Origin of the sequence: Roseiflexus sp. RS-1, from assembly GCF_000016665.1 — a bacterium.
Lineage (GTDB): Bacteria > Chloroflexota > Chloroflexia > Chloroflexales > Roseiflexaceae > Roseiflexus.
Map to the genome: position 1 here is coordinate 2,756,531 of NC_009523.1, position 20,408 is coordinate 2,776,938.

Annotated in this window: 19 protein-coding genes; 12 read left to right on the forward strand and 7 right to left on the reverse strand. The window is 59.9% G+C overall.

The features are described from left to right. Window positions 1-16 precede the first annotated feature (16 nt). Together ROSERS_RS11535 and nuoF are read right to left on the reverse strand one after the other, a co-directional pair. Window positions 17-244, reverse strand: a complete 228-nt coding sequence (locus tag ROSERS_RS11535; RefSeq protein WP_041333539.1) for a hypothetical protein — start codon at window positions 242-244, stop codon at window positions 17-19. Between the two features lie 10 nt (window positions 245-254). Continuing rightward, window positions 255-1,556, reverse strand: a complete 1,302-nt coding sequence (gene nuoF / locus ROSERS_RS11540; RefSeq protein ID WP_157041054.1) for an NADH-quinone oxidoreductase subunit NuoF — start codon at window positions 1,554-1,556, stop codon at window positions 255-257. 305 nt (window positions 1,557-1,861) lie between these two features. Here nuoF and ROSERS_RS11545 point away from each other — a divergent pair, with 305 nt between their 5' ends. Beyond that, on the forward strand, window positions 1,862-3,082 hold the full coding sequence (locus ROSERS_RS11545) for a glycosyltransferase family 4 protein (protein WP_011956964.1): 1,221 nt from the start codon (window positions 1,862-1,864) through the stop codon (window positions 3,080-3,082). 62 nt (window positions 3,083-3,144) lie between these two features. Here ROSERS_RS11545 and ROSERS_RS11550 read toward each other — a convergent pair whose 3' ends face one another. Both ROSERS_RS11550 and ROSERS_RS11555 read right to left on the reverse strand, forming a co-directional pair. Further along, window positions 3,145-5,010 (reverse strand): FAD-dependent oxidoreductase, encoded by a 1,866-nt coding sequence (locus ROSERS_RS11550; protein WP_011956965.1) that lies wholly within the window; start codon window positions 5,008-5,010, stop codon window positions 3,145-3,147. 69 nt (window positions 5,011-5,079) lie between these two features. After that, window positions 5,080-6,117: a Uma2 family endonuclease gene (locus ROSERS_RS11555; RefSeq protein ID WP_011956966.1), complete on the reverse strand. Its 1,038-nt coding sequence runs from the start codon at window positions 6,115-6,117 to the stop codon at window positions 5,080-5,082. Between the two features lie 216 nt (window positions 6,118-6,333). On the opposite strand from ROSERS_RS11555, the gene ROSERS_RS11560 reads away from it, so the two are divergent. The 4 genes from ROSERS_RS11560 to ROSERS_RS11575 all read left to right on the forward strand — a co-directional run bounded on the left by ROSERS_RS11560 (window position 6,334) and on the right by ROSERS_RS11575 (window position 10,422). Then, window positions 6,334-7,632, forward strand: coding sequence for an MFS transporter (locus ROSERS_RS11560; RefSeq protein WP_011956967.1), 1,299 nt, complete (start codon window positions 6,334-6,336; stop codon window positions 7,630-7,632). A 77-nt stretch (window positions 7,633-7,709) separates the two neighbouring features. Continuing rightward, on the forward strand, window positions 7,710-9,116 hold the full coding sequence (locus ROSERS_RS11565; RefSeq protein ID WP_011956968.1) for an MATE family efflux transporter: 1,407 nt from the start codon (window positions 7,710-7,712) through the stop codon (window positions 9,114-9,116). Between the two features lie 110 nt (window positions 9,117-9,226). After that, complete coding sequence (locus ROSERS_RS11570; RefSeq protein WP_011956969.1) at window positions 9,227-9,967, forward strand: hypothetical protein; 741 nt, start codon at window positions 9,227-9,229, stop codon at window positions 9,965-9,967. A gap of 125 nt (window positions 9,968-10,092) precedes the next feature. After that, window positions 10,093-10,422, forward strand: coding sequence for an ATP-dependent Clp protease adaptor ClpS (locus tag ROSERS_RS11575; protein WP_049767591.1), 330 nt, complete (start codon window positions 10,093-10,095; stop codon window positions 10,420-10,422). A gap of 2 nt (window positions 10,423-10,424) precedes the next feature. Here ROSERS_RS11575 and ROSERS_RS11580 read toward each other — a convergent pair whose 3' ends face one another. The 3 genes from ROSERS_RS11580 to ROSERS_RS11590 form a co-directional block, all read right to left on the reverse strand. Next, a complete protein-coding gene (locus tag ROSERS_RS11580) occupies window positions 10,425-11,507 on the reverse strand; it encodes an SPFH domain-containing protein (RefSeq protein ID WP_011956971.1) in 1,083 nt (360 codons plus the stop codon). 213 nt (window positions 11,508-11,720) lie between these two features. After that, on the reverse strand, window positions 11,721-12,530 hold the full coding sequence (locus ROSERS_RS11585) for an isopentenyl phosphate kinase (RefSeq protein WP_011956972.1): 810 nt from the start codon (window positions 12,528-12,530) through the stop codon (window positions 11,721-11,723). 93 nt (window positions 12,531-12,623) lie between these two features. Further along, window positions 12,624-13,607 carry a decaprenyl-phosphate phosphoribosyltransferase gene (locus tag ROSERS_RS11590; protein WP_011956973.1) on the reverse strand — a complete coding sequence of 328 codons (984 nt, stop codon included), beginning with the start codon at window positions 13,605-13,607 and terminating at the stop codon, window positions 12,624-12,626. Between the two features lie 130 nt (window positions 13,608-13,737). On the opposite strand from ROSERS_RS11590, the gene ROSERS_RS11595 reads away from it, so the two are divergent. The 7 genes from ROSERS_RS11595 to ROSERS_RS11625 all read left to right on the forward strand — a co-directional run bounded on the left by ROSERS_RS11595 (window position 13,738) and on the right by ROSERS_RS11625 (window position 20,402). Then, window positions 13,738-14,352, forward strand: coding sequence for an XTP/dITP diphosphatase (locus ROSERS_RS11595; protein WP_011956974.1), 615 nt, complete (start codon window positions 13,738-13,740; stop codon window positions 14,350-14,352). Between the two features lie 75 nt (window positions 14,353-14,427). Beyond that, window positions 14,428-16,038, forward strand: a complete 1,611-nt coding sequence (locus tag ROSERS_RS11600; protein ID WP_011956975.1) for a DUF2357 domain-containing protein — start codon at window positions 14,428-14,430, stop codon at window positions 16,036-16,038. Window positions 16,039-16,157: 119 nt separating this feature from the next. Continuing rightward, window positions 16,158-17,339: a DNA methyltransferase gene (locus ROSERS_RS11605; protein WP_011956976.1), complete on the forward strand. Its 1,182-nt coding sequence runs from the start codon at window positions 16,158-16,160 to the stop codon at window positions 17,337-17,339. A gap of 27 nt (window positions 17,340-17,366) precedes the next feature. Further along, window positions 17,367-18,005 carry a sigma factor gene (locus tag ROSERS_RS11610; RefSeq protein ID WP_011956977.1) on the forward strand — a complete coding sequence of 213 codons (639 nt, stop codon included), beginning with the start codon at window positions 17,367-17,369 and terminating at the stop codon, window positions 18,003-18,005. Continuing rightward, window positions 18,002-18,400: a hypothetical protein gene (locus tag ROSERS_RS26445; protein WP_011956978.1), complete on the forward strand. Its 399-nt coding sequence runs from the start codon at window positions 18,002-18,004 to the stop codon at window positions 18,398-18,400. The genes ROSERS_RS11610 and ROSERS_RS26445 overlap by 4 nt, the downstream gene beginning before the upstream one ends. Further along, the gene (locus ROSERS_RS11620; protein ID WP_011956979.1) at window positions 18,393-19,130 is read left to right on the forward strand and encodes an ImmA/IrrE family metallo-endopeptidase; all 738 of its coding nucleotides are present in this window, start codon (window positions 18,393-18,395) and stop codon (window positions 19,128-19,130) included. The genes ROSERS_RS26445 and ROSERS_RS11620 overlap by 8 nt, the downstream gene beginning before the upstream one ends. A gap of 69 nt (window positions 19,131-19,199) precedes the next feature. Next, a complete protein-coding gene (locus tag ROSERS_RS11625; RefSeq protein ID WP_011956980.1) occupies window positions 19,200-20,402 on the forward strand; it encodes a hypothetical protein in 1,203 nt (400 codons plus the stop codon). Window positions 20,403-20,408: the final 6 nt, after the last annotated feature.

The window sequence follows — 20,408 nt, forward strand, 5'->3', positions numbered from 1 at the left end:
TGCGGCGGGTGGGATATTATATCGCACAGAAGCGTTCAATCTCACAGAAAGAGCCGGGGATCAACGGCGACATGCGGCCATCGCCGGGTTGCAGCATCGCAACGTATCGCAGCGCCTCCTCGTGGTGGCGGAAGACATTGGCGGTCATCGGCTGCCATTCTCCGTCGATCATCGCCTCCCGTCCGCCTTCCAGTCGCGGCAGCGTCTTGACGATCTCGACTGTCCAGCGTGTGACAATGGTCATGTGGAGTGCCTCAGTGAACCGACATCATCTTCAGATCGCGGCGTCCATTGCCAGCCTGCGCAATCGCCTGTTCGAACTCGTGCGGGAAGAGGCGCAGTGCGCTGCGGATCGGCACGACGGCGCTTTCGCCGAGCAGACAGAAGCAATTGCCAGCCATCTGATGATAAACATCGTGCAGTAATGGAATGTCTTCCTTGCGTCCATGACCGTGCGTGATCCGGTGCAGCACTTTCACCAGAAAGTATGTTCCCTCACGGCAGGGTGTACATTTGCCGCACGACTCATGCTTGAAGAACTCGTCCATCTTATAGGCGACCTCGACCGCGCTGACACTCTCGTCGAGGACGATCACGCCGCCGGAGCCGAGCATGCTCCCCTTCGCCGCCAGCGCCTCATAGTCCATCGTCACATCAAGATCGTCCGCCGTGAGCCAGCCGGCAGACGCACCGCCGGGCACCACAATTTTGACATTGCGGTCGCTCCGCATTCCCTGACAATAATCGGGCGAAAAGATCAACTCGCGCAGCGGTATGCCGAACGGCGCCTCATAATTGCCGGGACGTTTCACGTGACCGGAGATCGAGAAGACTTTGGTGCCAGGGCTTTTTTCGGTGCCGAACTGACGGTACCAGGCAGCGCCGTGGCGGACGATCATCGGCACATTCGTCAACGTCTCGACATTGTTGATGATCGTTGGTTTGCCGTACAGACCAGCGACTGCCGGGAAGGGTGGGCGCAGGCGCGGTTGACCGATCTTCCCTTCGAGCGACTCCATGAGCGCCGTTTCTTCGCCGCAGATATACGCGCCTGCGCCACGGTGCACATAGATGTCGAGATCGTACCCTTTGCCGAATATATTCCTGCCGAGGAAACCGCGCTCATACGCCTGCGCGATCGCGCGTTCCAGGCGCCGTGCGGCTGCCGCGAACTCGCCGCGAATATAGATATATGCCGTGTGCGCCTCAATTGCGTAGGCGGAGATCGCAATCCCTTCGATCAACTGATGCGGATTGCGATCAATAATCTGATGGTTGTTGAAGGTACCGGGTTCGCTTTCGTCGCAGTTGCACAGCAGGTAGCGCGGATAGACCCCTTTCGGCAGAAACCCCCACTTGACCCCCGTCGGAAACCCGGCGCCGCCACGCCCGCGCAGTCCCGAATCCTTCACCGTCTGAACAATGTCGGCGGGAGTGCGTTCGGTCACGGCGATGCGCAGCGCCTCATAACCGCCATGGCGCAGATAGACCTCGAAATCCGCAATATCTTCGATGTCCAGGTCGCGGAGAACAATATGCCTGGCGAGCGGAGACATAGGCTGATAACTCGCTTTCCAGCGTTGACACCGCCATACGCCCAACATGGCGCATGTCTCACGCTTACTCTACCACTACGAAGGCTTTGTGTCAAATGGCACAAAGTTTGAGCCGGAAAGATCTATACTGTCAGGTAACAGCGTATACTATGAGGGGTTCGGCGGCGTTCCATGGGGACGAGCACAGCAGGATCTGCGCCTGTGCGTTCAGACCCATCGGCGCCGGAGAGACCTGCGCACGCCTGTCGGAAATGTCTTGCAGCAATCATCGTGTGCGTCGATGACCGAGGAGATCGGACCGATCCATGAAAATCGCGCTTATTTCCGAGTCGCCATCGGTAGCGACCGGATTTGGCATCCATGCGCGCCATCTGACGCGCATGCTCGCCGATATGGGGCACGAAACCGTGGTGTTTGGAGTATGCGCCGACGGACAGCCATTCGACCCGACGCGCTACCCGTGCCGTATTGTGCCAATGCCGCGTGACCAGAAGGAAGCGTTGCCGCTTTTGCCCGACTTCCTGACCGCCGAGCAACCGGAATTGGTTTTCGTCCACTACGATCTCGGTGCCGTTGCCCGCTTTGCCGCCGCCATTCGTTCTGCGGGATGGACCGGACCCATGATCTGTCACTTCGTGATCGACACGATTCCGTTCGACCGCGATCTGATGCAGGTGTTGCGCGATTTTCGCGCAGCAATGACCCCCACCTATGTAGCGGCGAACTACTGCGCATCGCTCGGCATTCCCAATGTGATTGCTGCGCCGCATCCGGTCGATGCCGGTCTGTTTCGTCCGTTGCCGTACCGTGACGCGCTGCGCCGCGCCGCAGGTCTCGACGGACGCTTTGTTATCGGCGTCTTCGGGCGCAACACCGAGCGCAAGCAGCAACCGCGCGTGATGATGGCGCTGCAGCAGTTGCGGGCGCGCGGTCAGGCAGACGACATTATCGCCTATTTCCACTGCCAACCGACGAACGAAGACCCCTGGCTCAGCAGCTGGAACCTGCTCCACGTCGCCGATCATCTTGGTGTCGCCGATCTGGTTTTGTTTCCACAGAGCGATTTCCGGCAACTGGCAGGCATTCCCTACGACGCCAACACGCCGCCGACCGACAGACCGCCTCCTGGACGACCTGCGATTCCGCCGGGCTGCACCTATGTCGAGCGGTTGAACCTGTGTGATCTGGTAGTGAACGTGCCTCACTCTGGCGCATTCGAACTGGCGCCGCTCGAAGCGGCGCTGTGTGGCGTTCCGGCAGCGGTGACGAACGATCGCAGCGCGATGGCGGAGGTCGTCGGCGATGGCGCCTATCTTCTCGAACCGATCGACAGCGCCATCCACAGTTCAGGGGGATGGCAGCACTTCGTCGGCGCATGCACGATCGCCGAGGCGATCCTGGAGATCAAGGAGAATGCTGCGCTGCGCGCAGAACTGATCCGACGCGGGCGCGCCAACGCGCTGCGCTACACCGAGGAGCCGCTGCGCCGCGGGTTGCAGCAGGCGCTTGAACTGGCAGGCGGATAAGGAGGGTGCATATGAGGCTGGCAGCGTCCGCCGCCCGATTGCGCGCTTCGATCCAGGGCAAGTCAGAGGAGCGGACGTAGAGCTTCGCACAGATCGCTCCAGGTGGGAGGGTCGCTCATGCCAGCGGTTGACGCCCCGACGAGCGCCAGGGTTGCCGCTGCTTCTGCGCGACTGAGCGGTTGATGATCGAACGCCGGATCGATCACCGGTTCAGATGGCGATCCGGCGGCGCGCAGCAACGCGCGGAGCACGGCAGGCGCGTCGGCGCGGTCGATAGGGGTGTTGGGGGCGATGTCGAGCGACGCAGCGCGTGGTCCATTCCCCTCCAGCGCGCCTTCCAGCAGCAGCATTTGGGTGGGGATAAAGTGCGGATGTTCGGGCGGAACATCCACTGTCCACGCCAGTGGTATGCCCTGTTCGAGCAAATGGCGCTGAAACATGCGCAACTCCCGACCTTCCCACACCTCCCGCGGTTGCATCGCGTGCGTCAGGCAGAACGCCGCCAGCGCGCCCGCCGCCTCGCCGATATTCCACTCGACCGGGTGGAGCCGGTACGAACCATTCGACAGATGGGTCGTGCCGATATTCTTGCATGCCGCCAGCAGATTTGTCGGGCGCTGCGGGATCAGCGCTCCGAGCGGTATCTGGAACGGCAGCGTCGGCGCGAACATGCTGCGCGGGTTCCCCACTGCCGGGTGCAGGTCCATAAAATACCATCCAACGCCGCACGAATCGGGGAAGTGCGCCGCGCGGGCAGTCGTGCGTCCGGCTGCCAGAATGTCATTGGCGGTCACACGCCGCAGTGCCTGGATGCGCCGTGACTCACGAATGTAGGGCGCTTTTGATAGCCCGTCCTTCGTTCCCATCACATCGGGGAGCAGACGCAGACCGGGATAGCCGTAGCCGCTGCCATCGTCACGTGGAACCTCGGTTTGCAGCCAGTACAGGAATGAGAGCGAAAGGCGGCGGGCTTCATCCAGAATATGTGTGCGTTCCTCTGGCGTTGCGCCAATCAGATCGGCATGGTGATAATCATTGGCGTTCCAGTTAATCATCGCCACATCGCGCAGCGTACCCGACGGGTCGAGCAGACGTCCTGCCAGCAGGCGGCGGTACGTCCAGAATGGCGGCAGACCGGTCGGACCGGTCTCGAAGACGCGGAAGGGACGTGGCGCGCCGTCGGCAGCGGTCAGGGTCAGAGTGAACGGTTGCGAGTCGCGTAGACGCTCATACCCTTCCGGTTTTGGGATCGTATGGTCTTCGCCGGGACGATATTCGACCGCAAAGCAGAAGGTGAACCCCTGCACCTCGCCGGGGCGCGCCTCTTCTGGTGCGTCAACCTCGCCGGTATCGCTCCGCGCCTCCGCACCCGTCACCCATGGAGCGCCCGTCAGCGGCAGCAGGTCGCCGAGATCAGTAGCGTCGAGAAAGAAACGCGCCGCAATCGTCACATCGCCATCCGCGCCTGTCACTGTGACACTGGTGATCGCGTCACCCGGCACAATGGCGGAGATGGGGGCATAGTTGCGCAGGATCGTCAACCGACCGGCTGTAACATGGGGCGCCAGCATCGTCTCGATCACCGATACGCCAACCCGCGGCTCGAAGCAGAGCGCCGAAACCCAGGCGTCGCCGGGGTTGAGCGGCGACCCATCGGGCATGGTAGCGATCCCGTAGCGACGGCGATAATGATCGCGGATCGCCTCGCGGAACGCGGCATACCTGCGGGTTGCACCGAAGGTCTCGATGTAGCGATGCTCATCGAGCGCGCTGACGCCCTGACTGGTCGCCTGACCGCCGAGCCAGTCGGTCGCTTCGGTAAGAACGACCGACGCGCCAGCGTCACAGGCGGCGAGCGCTGCTGCCACACCGCCCAGTCCGCCGCCGATGATGGCAATGTCGCATGAAAGGGTTCTGTTTGTGACCATGATAGAGATTGCAGGTTGTTCAGGAGAGCGTCCCGTCGTAGAAGCCGACGGGAGTGACAGTTCGCACCACTATGCATCACCGCGCAAACGGCGCAGTTCTTGCTCCAGTTCGCGCAGACGCGCCTCGGCTTCAGCGCGAGCGCGGGATTCGACTTCGCGCGCCTGCGCTTCCTGCCGCGCTCGCTCCTCTGCCTCCATTCGCGCCGCCGCTTCCTGTCGTGCGCGCTCTTCCGCCTCGGCGCGCGCGACCGCTTCCTGTCGTGCGCGCTCTTCCGCCTCGGCGCGCGCTGCCGCTTCCTGTCGTGCGCGCTCTTCCGCCTCGGCGCGCGCGACCGCTTCCTGCCGCGCCCGTGCTGCCGCTTCTTTCGCTCGCGTTGCCGCCTGCTTCGCCCGTGCCTCCGCCTTCGCCGCCTGCCGCACCACCGTCACATAGTCCCCGATCTCCCGCCCCGCCGCATCATAGCAGACCACGTGGTCGCGCCGTATGCCCAGCCATACGTCCGCAATCGCCAGGTGCACCCGCCCCTCCGCGTCCGGTTCCTGCAACCGGTATGCTGTACCTTCCAGACGGTAGTCGAGCAACCGCAACCGCCGTACCCCGCCGCGCCCCGTATCATCCACAATCACGTACTGCGCCACTCCCGCCCGCGCGTACTGCTCCACCTTGATCACCACATCGTTCTCACGCGCATCCAGCGAGACGATCTCAATGATCAGCGCCGGGCGCGCCCGTTCGACCGCCACCTCAAACGTGCTCCAGTTGCGCCGTTTGCGCACGCCGGGGATGACCATCACGTCCGGTCCGTGCGCGCGCAGGTCGGGAAGGTCCCACGCGATGCGCACGTCGCTGAGCACAATCGCCCGACGGGAGGGCTCCAGGCGTGCGCGCAGCACAGCGGTGAGATACATCCGGTCGGTCTCGTGGCGATCGCTGTGCACAATGAAGTCTCCCACTTCAGGATGGAGCACGTCGTCGAGGGTGAGCGGAATCTGTTCGAGGTGATAGGGATTATCGGGGGTGGGACGCGGCACGAGGCGCCACCCGTAGCGGAACGGGTCGGCGTCGGCGTCGGTAGTGGGGGATGGTCTGGTCGTTGCAGTCGTCATGGCTTCATTATAGCAAAAAGAGGAATGGTGTATTCGATAGACCTGTGTTTATCATTCGCCGTGCACTGCCGCGTGAGAGCCGTTCATTCTGCTTCCTGTCAATACCCGGCGTGTGTTCAATGTGGATGAGGGTGCGCTCACGCGACTCATCACCCTGGAAGAGCCTGTTATAATGGCACAGGAGACGTTCCGCCGCCCCCATGATACGAGGTTGCAATGATGCGAACACCCCGTTCAGGTTACCGCTGGTTCGTGATCGCGGTCTTTTTCTGCTTTATGCTGCTCCATCAGTCGGACAAACTCCTGATCGGTCCACTCACCCCGGCTATCATGGACGAGTTCGGTATCAGTATGACCCAGATGGGGGCAGTGACGACCGGTGCGCTGGTAGTGGCATCGATCCTCTATCCGATCTGGGGGTACCTGTACGACCGGTTTTCCCGTGCGCGTCTGCTGGCGCTGGCATCGTTCATCTGGGGGTCGACGACCTGGTTGAGCGCGGTGGCGCGCACCTACCCGACCTTTCTGATGGCGCGCGCTTCGACCGGGATTGATGACTCGTCGTACCCTGGTATGTACGCCCTGGTCGCCGACTATTTCGGTCCGAATCTGCGCGGCAAAGTCTACGGTCTACTGCAACTGGCGCAACCGATCGGCTATCTGGTCGGTATGGTGCTGGCACTGATGCTGGCGCCGCAGATCGGCTGGCGCACGATCTTTTTCCTGACCGGCGGACTGGGCATTGTGGTTGCGGTTGTCATTCTGTTCGGCGTTCGCGAAATGCCGCGTGGTAAAGCGGAGCCAGAGTTTGAAGGCATGACCGAGATGGCGCGGTTCCGCTTCTCGTGGGCGGAAATGCGTGCTGTGCTGGGGAAGCGCACCATGTGGTTCGTCTTCCTGCAAGGGTTCGCAGGCGTCTTTCCGTGGAATGTGATCACCTACTGGTTCTTCACCTATCTGGCGCGCGAGCGCGGCTACGACGAAGGAAGCATTCTGCTGACGGTCGCGCCGGTTATTCTGATCCTGGCGAGCGGCAGTTTTATTGGCGGCGTTCTGGGTGATTGGGCATTCAAGCGCACGACGCGCGGGCGCATTCTGGTCTCCAGCGCGGGGGTCCTGATGGGGGCGATCTTTCTCTACCTGGCGATGCAAACGCCGGTGGAGGAGCGTACCACCTTCTTTGTACTGATGTGTGTGACGGCGCTCTTTATGCCGCTGTCGTCACCAAATGTCATTGCAACGGTGTACGATGTAACGGTGCCGGAAGTGCTCAGCACGGCGCAGGCATTCGAGTATTTCATCGAAAACAGCGGCGCGGCGCTTGCCCCGCTGCTCGCTGGCATCATCGCCGACATGTACGACCTGCAAACCGCGATTACGTGGATCTGCGTCACTGCCTGGATGCTCTGTTTTGTGTTCTACCTGGGTGCGTTGCGCTATATCGAACGCGATCACCATGCCCTGCGCGATGAGATGGCGCGTCGCGCGGCATCCTTCCGTCGGGCGTCGGCGTAGGGGTTGAAGGTTGGAAGGTTGAAGGTTGAGGGTTGAAGGTTGAAGGTTGAACGTTCAACCAGAACGATAACACCAGTATGGAGAAGTGTGTGACCATTCCCGACATCGTCCCATCAACTGCCGAAGCGGTGGCGCCTGCGGTGCAATCGGCGGGAACAGGCAGTGCAACCATTGACCGACCAGCGCTGCGTCGTCGGGTGATGGGTCTGGCGTTGCCCGCCATCGGCGAAAACCTCCTCCACACAGCGCTTGGCATTGCCGACACCATTCTGGTCGCCGGAATTGGCGTCGTTGCGCTGGCAGGCGTCGGCGCGGCGCTGAATGTGCTGTTCATCGTCATGGCAGCGCTGAGTTCGCTATCAGTCGGCGCGTCGGTGCTGGTAGCGCAGGCAATTGGTGCAGGCAATTCCTCGCGGGCGAGTCACGTCGCCGGTCAGGCGCTGCTGTGGGGAATTGTGCTATCGCTGCCGATCACCCTCGCCGGGTTGATCTTTGCGACACCAGTCGTGGCGCTGTACGGCATGGCGCCCGATGCCACTGCCGTTGCGGCGGAGTATCTGACGATCAGCGCGGCGAGCATCCCGGCACTGGCGCTCATGCTGATCGGCGGGAGCGTGTTGCGCGGCGCGGGTGACAGCCGCACACCCATGCTGGTGACAGCACTGGCAAATGTGCTGAACCTGATCGCCTCATGGGGGTTGATCTACGGGCATCTCGGCATGCCGGCGCTCGGTGTGGCTGGTAGCGCCTGGGGCACGCTGATCGCGCGCGTCGCAGGCGCTGCACTTTTCCTGGTGATCCTGCTGCGCACGAGCACCCGCTTGCGCGTTGGCGGTCCCGGAACCTGGCGACCGCGCTGGCGCACCGCGCGCGAGGTGCTCTGGCTTGGCGCGCCTGCGGCGCTGGAAGAGATCATCATCATCACATCGTTTGCCGCACTGACGCCGATTGTCGTCGGGTTGGGCACCGTGGCGCTTGCCGCACATCGCGTGGCGCTGAATGTCCTCTCGCTCTCGTTCATGCCGGGGATCGGGTTCAGCCTGGCGACGACTGCGCTGGTCGGGCAGGCGGTCGGCGCCGGGCGGATCGACGAAGCGCGCGCGGTGACAAATGTGGCGACGCGCTGGGCGATCATCTGGATGGGCGGGTTGGGGGTGCTGTTCATCCTGTTTGCGCCGCAGATGGTCGGCATATTCAGCGGCGACCCGCAGTTGATCGCCATTGGCGCTGCGGCAGTGCAGGTCGTCGCGCTGGCGCAGCCGTTGTGGGCGGGCACATTCGTTATTGGCGGCGCGCTACGCGGCATCGGCGACACCCGCACACCAATGGTCGTCTCTGGTATTCTGGGATGGGCAGCGGTCGGCATCGCGCTGCTGCTCGTGTATGTCTGGCCCGCGCTCTGGGCGGTATGGCTGGCGTACATCTTTACCGGTCCGCCGGAGATCGGAGTGTTGTGGCGCCTGTGGCGTCGTAAGGTGCGTTGAGGCGAAGGTTGAAGGTTGAAGGTTGAAGGTTGAAGGTTGAAGGTTGAACGTTCAACGTTGGACGTTATCTATTCGATTTCTGCCTTCATAGTTGTTATACAAAAAAACATATGTCATCTTTTCCTCCATACGTTCGCTGCATTGTTGCAAACGCCGACCCCATTGCCTGGCCCGTCGGCGGGCAGGGGTTTAACGAGTGCAGTTTCACTTCGCTCGCCAACGCACTCAACCTGTTGCATGGCGAGCCACGATTCACGAAGGATGAATTCATTCGTGAAGCAGGTCTGCTGTTTCAGCCAAAATTCGGCGGAACCCTGCCGCCGCTCAAGGCGCTGCAGCTGCGGCGACGCGGCTATGGCGCGCATTTCGGCAACCTTTCCCATACTGATGGCGAGCGCGTGTTGCGCGACCTGATCGACCGGGGCGTGCCGGTGATCGTCGATATCTATCCGGCGCTTCAGATGGGAAGATTACGCCTGTGGGGACAACACGCGACGGTGTTGGTGGGGTACAGCCTGCCATACCGGGATGCGTCTGGGGCGTTGCGGGAGGAGTACTATCTGGTGGATGCGCAGTGGCCCGATCTGGGACGCTTTGATCTGACGACGAATGATGTCGATCGGGACGGAGATAGCATCCCTGAACGCTATCCGGGCAACCGCACCCTCGAACGGCACGAGTTCATGCGCTTGTGGACCTCACGCAACTACTGCCCGGTCTTCCGCACCCCCGCCGAACATGATGCCTGGTACCGCGAAACGATGCGTCGTGCATCAGGGCTGCCGGTCATCGGTTGGATTGGTCAGCGCCTGTTGTTCGGCAGCGACGACCGCGTGAAAGAAGAGGCATAACGGGAATTCGGGGGAGAGCGAAAATATGACCCGCACATTGCCCGTTCGCGTGGTAAGATAAAACGGGTGGCATCATCCGATGTTGTCTGCTGATTGGCAAGAGAAGAGGGCGAGTGGCAACGCACATGCCTGCAGAAGTTTCGGTTCCGCTCACAACCACCATTCCGACGACGGAATATGTCGTCGTCACCGAAGACGAACTGGAACGTCCATACCGCGTCATCATCGAAAATGACGATGTGACGCCGATGGACTTTGTGGTGCTGATATTGCTGACCATCTTCGAACTGGGCTTCGAGCAATCAGTTGCCATTATGCTCGAAGCGCACCACAACGGACGAGCGCACGTTGTGACGCTGCCCTATGAAGAAGCGCAGCGTCGCGTCTACGAGGCGCACCACGCAGCGCGCGAAGCTGGCTATCCGCTGAGTTTCTACCTGGAGCCGGATGTGTGACCTCACTTCAGCGCTGCACCGCATTCGATACAGAACTTTGCCCCCGGTGTCACAGCGTGACCGCACTGCGGGCACGCGGCAGGGCGCAGCGACGCGCCACATTCGCTGCAAAACTTGGCGTTCTCCGGCACGCTGACGCCACAGCGCGGACAGGCTTTCATCGCTGCTGACTGCGCTGCTGGCGCCGCCGCTGGTTGCACTGCCGGTTGTGGCGGCGGTTGCGGCGACGGCGTTTGCTGCTGGAGCGCCTGACCCATCAGCGCTCCCAGGTTCATGCCTGCACCCAGTCCGATACCGGCGCCAACGGCGCTATCACCACCAGCGCGCGCTGCGTCCTGCAACGCCTCAGCCGCCTTGAAGCGCGTATAGTCGCCCAGACCGCCGAATGCCGCCACCCCGCCGACCTGATCGAGTCGCCGTTCCAGTTCTTCAGGCACACTGATCGTGTTGATGTAGAAGCGGGTCAACTGCAAGCCGAGTGCGGCAAAATCATCTTTCAACACCTCATACGCCATCTCGGAGAGTTCATCGTACTCGGTCGCCAGGTCGAGCACTGAGAGTTTGCGCTCACGCATCCGCTCGGCAATCACATCGGCGACGCGGGCAATGATTGAACTGCGCAGCTGCTCCTCGACATCCTGCACCGTCAGGCGTCCACGGGTGCCGACCACTGCGGTCAGCAGTCGGCGTGGTTCCGCCACCTGGATGATGAAGGTTCCAAACGCCCGCAAACGCACCATGCCGAACTGTGCGTCGCGCATCGGGATCGGTTGCGGCGTACCCCACTTCAGATCGGTGTGTTGATGCAGACTGACGAAGTAGACGTCGGCGCGAAACGGGCTTTTGCTGCCAAAAGGAAGTTTGATGAAGTCGATCAGCAGCGGAATGTTGTTACTCGTCAATGTATGCCGACCTGGAATGAGCATATCGAGGAAGCGCCCATCGCGTGCGAAGAAGGCAAGTTGCCCCTCACGCACAATACACTGCGATCCGAGGCGCAGTTCACCGTTGCCATCCGGCGGCACGCGCGCCACCAGCGTTTTGCCTGTGGGATCGACGAATTCAACAATGTCGAGCAGTGGCATAGGTGGTCTCCTGTTGCAAAGGTTGATGTATTGTTCATCGCCATGTACGTGCGTGGCGCCGTACCGTTGCGAATTATCTCATGATAATCTTACCCCAGAATGGAGAGTGTGAAGTGTGCAATTTAATGGCAATCGCGCAACCGTTCCTGCCTCGCCTGTCTCTTGCCTCTCGCAACCTTCAACCTTCAACCCGCAACCTTCAACCTTCAACCTTCACCCTCCCACGATCACCGTTCCCTCGACCGTATCATCGCCGAGCAACGCCCGCTTCAGCGACCCCGGCTTCGGACCAATCAGGTAAACCTGAAGCCCAGGAACTGTTTGCACCAGTTGCCACATGAGTTCGACTTTGCTGCGCATGCCGCCGGTGACATCCACACCGTGCGATCCACCGGCGCCCGCCAGCACGTTGGCGATGTTGCGCCGATCGATCCGCGCAATCCGCTCCGCCTGCGGGTTGATGCGCGGGTCGGCGGTGTACACCCCCGCCTCGCCGACCAGAACGATGCGCGCAGGGCGAAGGGTGGGCAGTGTCGCCAGATGCGCCAGCAGTTGCTCGGTTGAAATAATTGCGCTCCCCTGAACGTCGTCGAACGCAACATCACCATGAATGACAGGAACCATCCGGCGTTCCAGCGCACGCTCCAGAGAACCGGTTTCCCAGTGAACCAATCGCCCGCCACGCGCCAGCAGCGTTGTCGAGGGTTGCAACGCCAGCGCCGGAATGCCCGCCGCGAGCAGTTCGTCCACCACAATCCGGTTCAGGCGCAGTGCTGCGCCAGAGGTCAGCGCGAACCCCATCCAATCGTCGTCGGGCGCCAGACCGCGGTGGATGCCATACCGCTGCGCGTAGACGTGCCCGAACGAACCGCTGCCGTGCCCCACAATGACGCACAGATCACGCGCGGCGTCCAACGCCTGCCGCAGTTCCTCCGCCAACTGGCGAATAGTATCAATATCGGCGCGTTCCTGCTGTTGCTTGTCGGTGATGACCGAGCCGCCGAATTTAATGAAGACAATCATACGAACTGAGAAATGGTCAGGGGTTAAGGGTTAGAATGTTCCTTGCCTTTACCCTTCCCACCTTGCAACATGCAACCTTCAAACATGTCGCGGTCACAACGAAAACATCGCCAGGATCGCGACCGACGTCAGCCCCCACAGCACAATGCATGACGCCAGCGGGGTGTCTTTCAACACCAGATCGGCAGGACTGCCGCCGCCATCCTGCTTGTAGATCAGATAGAGATAGCGGAAAATGGCATAGACCACAAATGGAACCGTGATCATCATCACCGGGAATGGTTCATGCGGCAGGGTTTCAGCGGTCGCCGTAAAGAGGGTATAGGCGATGATCGTTGCCGACGTCACGATCGACATCATCTGGTCGAGGAGCGGCAACGAATATTCATCGAGGATTCTCCGGTGGGCGCCGGCGCCATTCTCCAGCAGCACGATCTCGGCGCGGCGTTTTGCCAATCCCAGAAAGAGCGCCAGCAACCCCATACAGATCAGCAACCACGGCGTAATGTTAATGTCGAGCACCATTGCGCCTGCCACAGCCCGGAGCACAAAGCCGGCGGCGATGGTGAAGATATCCATAATCACCACATGCTTGAAATAGAACGAATACGCCACGCCCTGCACCAGCGCATAGACCAGCAGCACTGCCGGGAAGTCGTAGTTATGACCGAACCACGCGACACTCCCGCCCGGCGGCGTGTAGGTGAGATCGAGCCACACGCTCAGCGGCGTCGCAACGATCACCAGCGCCGCTGCCGTGACTGCCGCTATCTGCGGACTCAGTCGCCCCGATGCGAGCGGTCGGTTGCGCTTCTTCGGGTGCGCCCGATCCTTCTCCATGTCAACCAGGTCGTTGAGCAGGTAAATGGCGCTGGCGACCATACAGAACAGAATGAACGCAGCGATAACCGTCAGCACTGCATCCGCCTGCATCCACAATCGTTGCTGCGAGAACACAATCGCCGCAAAGACGAACGTATTCTTGATCCATTCCTTGGGGCGCATTGCACGCAGCAACTCGATCAGCATCGAGAAGCCGCGTGCCTGCACCATTTCGACATCAACCATGCGCGACATAACGTCTATTCCTTGTCTACGCGAACAACCCTGGCTATTCTAGTTGAGCGCGCATTCTACGTCAAACCCTTGACATATCGCCGTTGTGCGGCTACGCTGCAACAAGACGGATCAATGATCAGGAATGGCTATGCCTCGTCTGTTGATAGCGACCACCAATCCGGGCAAGCTGCGGGAGTACGCAGCAATCTTCGCCGATCTGCCGCTTGATCTGTACACGCTGTCAGACCTGCATATCGAGGACGATGTTGAGGAGACAGGCGCAACCTTTGCCGAAAATGCGCGCATCAAAGCCGAATACTATGCGCGTCGCAGCGGGATGCCAACCCTTGCTGACGATTCGGGGCTGGAAGTGGCGGCGCTCGGCGGCGAACCCGGTGTGTATTCGGCGCGCTATGCCGGTCCTGAAGCGACCGATGCCGAGCGGAACGCATTGCTGCTGCGCAAACTCGAAGGGGTGCCGTTCCATGCGCGCCTGGCGCGTTTCGTGTGTGTCATCGCCCTGGCGCTGCCCAACGGTTCAATCGAGTTCGTCGAGGGCGTTCTCTCCGGCGTTATTGAATTCGAGCCGAAAGGACACTACGGCTTCGGGTACGATCCGATCTTCTACGTTCTCGACGAGGACGCAACGCTGGCGGAACTCCCGCCTGAGCGGAAGAATCAGATCAGTCATCGCGCACACGCTGCCCGCGCTGCCCGTGAGGTGTTGCAACGCTGGCTCGCTGAGGGAAAGCTTGATCGGTGACATCACCGGTTGACATTGATCGCGGAGACGGGGACGTGAAGGTTTTGCCCATACGCCTTCCGGGATGCTGAACCTGTGACATCATTGGTTGAAATTGATCTCTCGCCGGAAGTGGAAGGTGATCCGCCCACCCTGACCGAATACCAGGCGGTTGAGTTCGTCTCCCTTCCAGGCAACGCTGAGGCGCTGGAACTGTCCATCGATGGCGTTGTGCTGTCGCCGTTTCTCCGTCCAGGCGATCCACGCTGGCGCTGGACGTGGAATCCAGGAGCGGCTGTCGGCGTCCATACACTGCGCCTTGCTGCCTGCCGGGGAACACGTGTCGAACGGGTGTGGCGATTGAACGTCGCGCCGCGCAAGATCGACCGCGCGCGCTATCTCGCCCTGATCGAAGATGTCGAGCGTGTCGCCATCGGTCTGGTACGCTCGCTGGCAGGCGCCGTTGTCGAGGCGCATCTGGCTGCGAGTGAAGGCGCATCCCGCTCGTGGCTCGATGATGCTGATATGCTGTTTGGATCATTCTTCGACCGATTCGAGCAGGCAGCGCACCGTATTCTGGCGCATCCCCGCAGCACCATGCAGCGCGATGAGCGTCAGATGCTGTTGGGGCAGGCGACGGATGTTTCAGTTACGGCGCTGCATCGCGCCATTCAGGGTGACCTGGAGGTTGCGCCTCCCGACGTGGCGACCCATGTGCAGCGGGCATTGCGCCCAGAAGGCGGATTTCTGCCGCGCACCACAGTGCAGCAGCGCAGCAGCGTCACGTTCGATACTGCTGAGCACCGTCTGCTGAAACACACCCTGGAAACCCTGCGCGGGCGCGCGCGGCGGTGTGCAGATTGGGCTCAGCGCGAAGTTACTCGTCTCGATACTGTGGCTCCGGGTTCTTCCCGCGCCGCGCGCGCCCGCGCTATTGCATCGCGCTGCGACCAGTGCGCTCGTAGGATCGCCGGTCTGCTTGCCACGCCGTTCTTCGACCAGGTGACAGCGCTGCGCCATGTCCCTGCGGTCACGCCGCTGATCCGGCGCGACCCGTCGTACCGCCAGATCTACCGTATGTGGCGGGCGCTGCGCCAGCGGCTGGTCGTCGATCCCGGCGCGCCGTTCGATCTTTCAGTCGTCGATCTGCCGCTCCTGTACGAACGCTGGTGCGTATTGCGCGCCGTTTGGTCGCTCCTCGACCTGGGTGTGGATGTGCATTCCCATAACCTCCTGATAACCCCACCTGGTGAAACCGATGCCTGGGCGATCAATCTGCCAAGCGATGCCCCCTTGCTGATTGCCGGGTATAAAGGATGGGACCTGACGGTGCGCTATCAGCCGCGCTATCCTCCGGCAGTAAGTGCCCAGAGTGGCGACACATTCGTGTCACTGGATCGCCACACCCGCATCCCCGATCTTGCGATCGAAGCCACGCGACCAGGGCATCCGCCGCGCATCATTGTGCTGGACGCCAAATATCGCCTGGATGCCGATGAACGCGCCGTTCCCGCCGACGCGCTGGCGGAGGCGTATGCGTATGCGGGCGCAATTGGAGCGGCAGACCCTCCATCTGTGGTTGCCGCGCTGATCCTCTACCCCGGTACAGGCGCTGCCGAACGCTATCCCGGCGGCGCTGGCGCCATCCCGTTGCTTCCCGGCGCCGTCGATGCGCTGGATGCGGCGCTGACGCGGGAGTTGGGGTGATGAGGAAATCCATAAACGCATTGCAATCGATCTGTATTCGAGATGTTTATCTTTTCCACTAGACATTTTTAGCGCTTAACGCTAGAATTCTGCAAGAAATAGCGCGTCGATGAGGACATATGAAACCTCCCCGGCCCATTCATCCCTTTCCAGCACGCATGGCGCCTCATATTGCTCTGAAAGCAATAGAAGCGCTCACACCCGGATCGACGGTCCTTGATCCGATGATGGGGTCTGGGACAGTCGTGCGAGTGGCTGCAGAAGCAGGTCATCGTGCCATTGGTCGAGACGTCGATCCACTGGCGGTCTTGATGACCAGAGTATGGACAGCGCCGATCAATCCGCAGCAATTACGTGTCGCAGCACGTGAACTGGTCAATGAAGCGTGTGAGTTGTCCCCTGAACGGATCAAGCTACCCTGGATCGACGATGATGCTGAGACAGCAGCATTCAGCGTCTACTGGTTCGCAGAAGAGCAACGACAACATTTGCGTCAATTGAGCTCATGTCTTCGCTGGCGCAATGACGTGATTGGTGACGCGCTGCGTATCGCTCTCAGTCGGATCATTATCACCAAGGATCGCGGCGCTTCACTGGCGCACGATGTTTCCCATAGTCGACCGCACAAAGTCGCTCAGACGAATACCTACCGCGTCTTTGAAGGATTTCTCGAGTCAGTTCATCGATTGGCGCGTCGTCTGGAAGAAGAGCCGCCACGTGGTTGGGTCGATGTGGCACACGGTGATGCGCGTGCGACTGGCATTGATGCTCAAACCGTCGATGCGGTGATTACGTCGCCACCATATCTGAATGCAATCGATTATATCCGCGGTCATCGACTGGCTCTCATCTGGTTTGGCTACCGGCTGCGCGATCTCCGCGCCATCCGGCGGTGCAGCATTGGTGCGGAGCGAGCGCCTGAGCATATTTCTGATCCGGAATTACTCGACGAGATCTTCCGTATCCTGAAGATACCGCCTGATTTTCCACAGCGTGAACGCCGTATTCTTGCACGCTACGTGACAGACCTTGACGCTATGCTGCGCGAAGTGCATCGAGTGCTGAAGTGCGGCGGTATCGCCGTGTTTGTTATTGGCAATTCATCCATCAAAGGCTCTTTTGTGCGTAATTCACGTATCATCGCGCACATTCTCCGGCGACTCGGATTCAACCATGTCTCTCACTTTTCGCGTCCGATTCTCCCCTCGCGTCGTTATCTGCCACCGCCAGCACAGGCCGGAATGAGCAACCTCGAACATCGGATGCGTCGTGAAGTGGTTCTTACATATGTGCGACTTTAGCTTTCCTGTGTTGTAGTTGGCACGTCGATGGCGCCACGCAATCGTCCTGATGAAAAAGATCTTCTTGTAGTCTATCGACGACTTATCAGCGGTGAACCAGATGCGCCGTCCGATTTCGCCGAGTTGTGCCTCGATCCACTGATACGTACCTTGCAACTCCGGTATCCAGCGCTTCCTGATCCAGAGTGGGCAAGAGATATTGCGACTGATACGCTTCTTTCATTTGTACAAGAACCATCCCGCTACATCCCTGAACGTGGACCTCTCTGGTCATACCTTATCCTCGATGCGTCGCGCAACCTTCAGAACCTGATTCAGAAGGAGGAGCGTCGTTGGAGACGTCTTGTCCCTCTAGAATCTGTCGATCTTGTTGCTTCAGGTGGGAATAGTAATGTAGAGGAAGAAGTGCTTGATCGTCTGGCGCCAACGTTGTTCGCCGGACAGTACGATGTTAACCAGATCTACGAACAACTGCGACGCGAAATCACCGATCCGCGCGACTGGCAGGTGTTGCGACTACTCTCCGAAGGTGAGCGGCGCACGCATGCATTTGCGGAAGTGCTCGGCATTGCACATTTACCTGCCGATGAGCAGCGGAAACAGGTTAAGCGCGTCAAAGATCGCCTTCGCATCCGCCTGAAACGTCTCGGAGGGCGACAAAAGTGAGCCGACCTTTATCATCATCAGTTATCCGGGCTGCTGAGCGTGCACGTGAGCGCCCTTTTTTCCTGGCGAGCGTCCTGGAAGCGTACCGCCAGATGAACGACATGAGTTCTGAAGAGTTTGCAAGGTTTCTGGGATGTTCACAGGAAGATGTCGTGCGATTAGCGCTCTGTCGCCGTCCCATCGCCCACTCGCCAACATTCCTCAGCGATATTGATCATCTGGCGCGTCGTTTCGCCTTTCCAGGTGAACGGTTGATACAGATCATCCGTGAAGTCGATGCGATACAGGCGCTACGGGATCATTTCAACGCAGTGCAGGAGAAGAAACATTTGCTCATGGCAGCGCGTGATCGGGAAGATGATGCGAGTGATGATGAGATGTGTGACCATGAGTGAAGGATGGGTTGTGCGTGCTGCTGAAACGTTCTGGCGACAGGTTGGTGGAACTCTGCCGTACCCGCGTGATCTGTCTTACGTCGTTGATCGTTTCTTTCCACTCGCTGTTGTGTCACTTCCCGCACTGAGTACACACAGGATCGAGCAATGGTTTGCTCGAAGAGACATACCGTATCGTTTTGCACGTTATGATCGTTCTTTGCATGGATGTATTGTTGCTGTGCGCGGGCAGGGAGTCTTGTTTGTCAATGCCGATGATGATGTCTGTGAGCGACGGTTTACTGTTGCTCACGAAACCGCACATTTTCTGCTTGACTACCTGGAACCCCGGCAGAGAGCACTGCAATTGTTTGGACCTTCGATCTTGCCAGTGCTGGATGGCGAGCGCTCACCAACGATAGAAGAACGTATCCACGCCGTACTGGCCGATGTTTCGTTCGGTGTTTTTGTCGATCTGATGGTGCGCAATCCTCATGGAGATATCGATCAGCCTGTCACCGTTCAATCTGAGGATCACGCTGATCGTCTGGCATTGGAATTGCTCGTTCCCGCGGAAGAGGCGCTTGCCAGCATTCCTGATGACGTTGTCGCTCCGTTAGAAAAAGTGCGCTGCCTTGTTTCTTATCTTGTTGATAGATATGGTCTGCCACGCCGTGTTGCACAGATGTATGCAGCTGTTTTGTTGCGAACTCAAGTTTCAGGTTCGATGGCGCAATGGTTGGGGTTGTGAGTCGCACTTTTCAGAGGAACGCGGAATAGAACAGTAGAAGCGCCGATAATGTGGTGATGGGAGGATGCTATGAGCGGAGCGGTGGGATCACCACAATCAATCAATGAGAATGAGTCGCTCATCAGTGCGGACACGTTTTCTGTTGCCTATGGTGAACCGCTCGATAGGACGCTCGATATCGACTCCTGGCAGACAGGAGGCGATCTGGAAGGATTGTACGAGCGTCTCGAGCGGGAGGTGCGTGCTGCGGTTGAGATCGAAAATACCCAACGCGAGACCATCCGGCACGAGATCTTCCCACGCCTTCGCAATCGCCCTGGCGCCCCGCGCGGCGCTGGTTGCTACCGTGTTACGACCAGCGACCTGCGGCGGGTGCACCAGGCATTGCTGTTCAATGGCGCGGTCGAGGCATGCGATGGCACAAGCGTCGAACACGATACGCTTCCGGTGACTATCACCCAGATCGGTATCTGCCTCGTTTCGTATCGAGGTGATCAGGGGTCCTGGTCGCAACGCCTCTTTCGTCGTGATCTGCGGGCAAGCACTGGCAGTGCACTCGACGATCTGCTGGCATTGCTCGATAATCGCGCCGCGCGCGGCAGCGTCGACGCTGATGAGCGAGGTCGGCTGAGCGATCTGGCGCGGCGCGGCATTATGACGTATGCCGAACGAGCTATCCTCGCACGCAAGTCAACCGGCGTATGGCGCGTCGGTCACGGAAATCCTGCGCCCTATGAACTATTGACTGGTTCAGGGAGCATGGATCTTCTGGACCGTGCTATGGAAATCATTCGTGAACTGGTGTTGAACCATCGCAAGTTTCTGTTCGTACCAAGCGCGCCGTCTGATCGCCGCTGGTTGACTCTCGGTCAGGCGCTTTATCCGCTCGAATTTGCCATCCTCGAAACTATCACTGATCGCATGCTGGCGATTGTCAATCGAGGACATTACAACAGGCAGTATCGTGCCAAGGCGGAGAACTTTTGCCGCGAAATAGGACCAAACGTCGTCCTCGGCGTCTATCGCGCTTCTGCCGCCGCTCCAGCGTATCTCTTCTTCAGTCATATTGACCATGCCTGCGAAGCGGCTCTGATCGCAATGGCTGACAGCGTTCTTCAAGAACATCGCGGTTTTCCGATGCTTATTGATCTGGCGGATGCGATCTGCCGCACAACGTTTGGCAATGATATTTTCAGCAATGCCGTCCAGATGGCGTATGCCCATGCAGGTGAGCCGTTTCGCTTCCTGAATGAGCGTCAGACACGCGCCTGATGAGGA

Bases quoted from the DNA above. Each gene is read 5' to 3' on its own strand.
- ROSERS_RS11575 (WP_049767591.1), top strand. From the start codon at position 10,093: ATGCCTGCAGAAGTTTCGGTTCCGCTCACAACCACCATTCCGACGACG.
- ROSERS_RS11570 (WP_011956969.1), top strand. From the start codon at position 9,227: ATGTCATCTTTTCCTCCATACGTTCGCTGCATTGTTGCAAACGCCGAC.
- ROSERS_RS11610 (WP_011956977.1), top strand. From the start codon at position 17,367: ATGGCGCCACGCAATCGTCCTGATGAAAAAGATCTTCTTGTAGTCTAT.
- ROSERS_RS11560 (WP_011956967.1), top strand. From the start codon at position 6,334: ATGATGCGAACACCCCGTTCAGGTTACCGCTGGTTCGTGATCGCGGTC.
- ROSERS_RS11590 (WP_011956973.1), bottom strand. From the start codon at position 13,607: ATGTCGCGCATGGTTGATGTCGAAATGGTGCAGGCACGCGGCTTCTCG.
- ROSERS_RS11555 (WP_011956966.1), bottom strand. From the start codon at position 6,117: ATGACGACTGCAACGACCAGACCATCCCCCACTACCGACGCCGACGCC.
- ROSERS_RS11585 (WP_011956972.1), bottom strand. From the start codon at position 12,530: ATGATTGTCTTCATTAAATTCGGCGGCTCGGTCATCACCGACAAGCAA.
- nuoF (WP_157041054.1), bottom strand. From the start codon at position 1,556: ATGTCTCCGCTCGCCAGGCATATTGTTCTCCGCGACCTGGACATCGAA.
- ROSERS_RS11625 (WP_011956980.1), top strand. From the start codon at position 19,200: ATGAGCGGAGCGGTGGGATCACCACAATCAATCAATGAGAATGAGTCG.
- ROSERS_RS11580 (WP_011956971.1), bottom strand. From the start codon at position 11,507: ATGCCACTGCTCGACATTGTTGAATTCGTCGATCCCACAGGCAAAACG.
- ROSERS_RS11595 (WP_011956974.1), top strand. From the start codon at position 13,738: ATGCCTCGTCTGTTGATAGCGACCACCAATCCGGGCAAGCTGCGGGAG.
- ROSERS_RS11545 (WP_011956964.1), top strand. From the start codon at position 1,862: ATGAAAATCGCGCTTATTTCCGAGTCGCCATCGGTAGCGACCGGATTT.
- ROSERS_RS11605 (WP_011956976.1), top strand. From the start codon at position 16,158: ATGAAACCTCCCCGGCCCATTCATCCCTTTCCAGCACGCATGGCGCCT.
- ROSERS_RS11535 (WP_041333539.1), bottom strand. From the start codon at position 244: ATGACCATTGTCACACGCTGGACAGTCGAGATCGTCAAGACGCTGCCG.
- ROSERS_RS11620 (WP_011956979.1), top strand. From the start codon at position 18,393: ATGAGTGAAGGATGGGTTGTGCGTGCTGCTGAAACGTTCTGGCGACAG.
- ROSERS_RS11565 (WP_011956968.1), top strand. From the start codon at position 7,710: ATGGAGAAGTGTGTGACCATTCCCGACATCGTCCCATCAACTGCCGAA.
- ROSERS_RS11550 (WP_011956965.1), bottom strand. From the start codon at position 5,010: ATGGTCACAAACAGAACCCTTTCATGCGACATTGCCATCATCGGCGGC.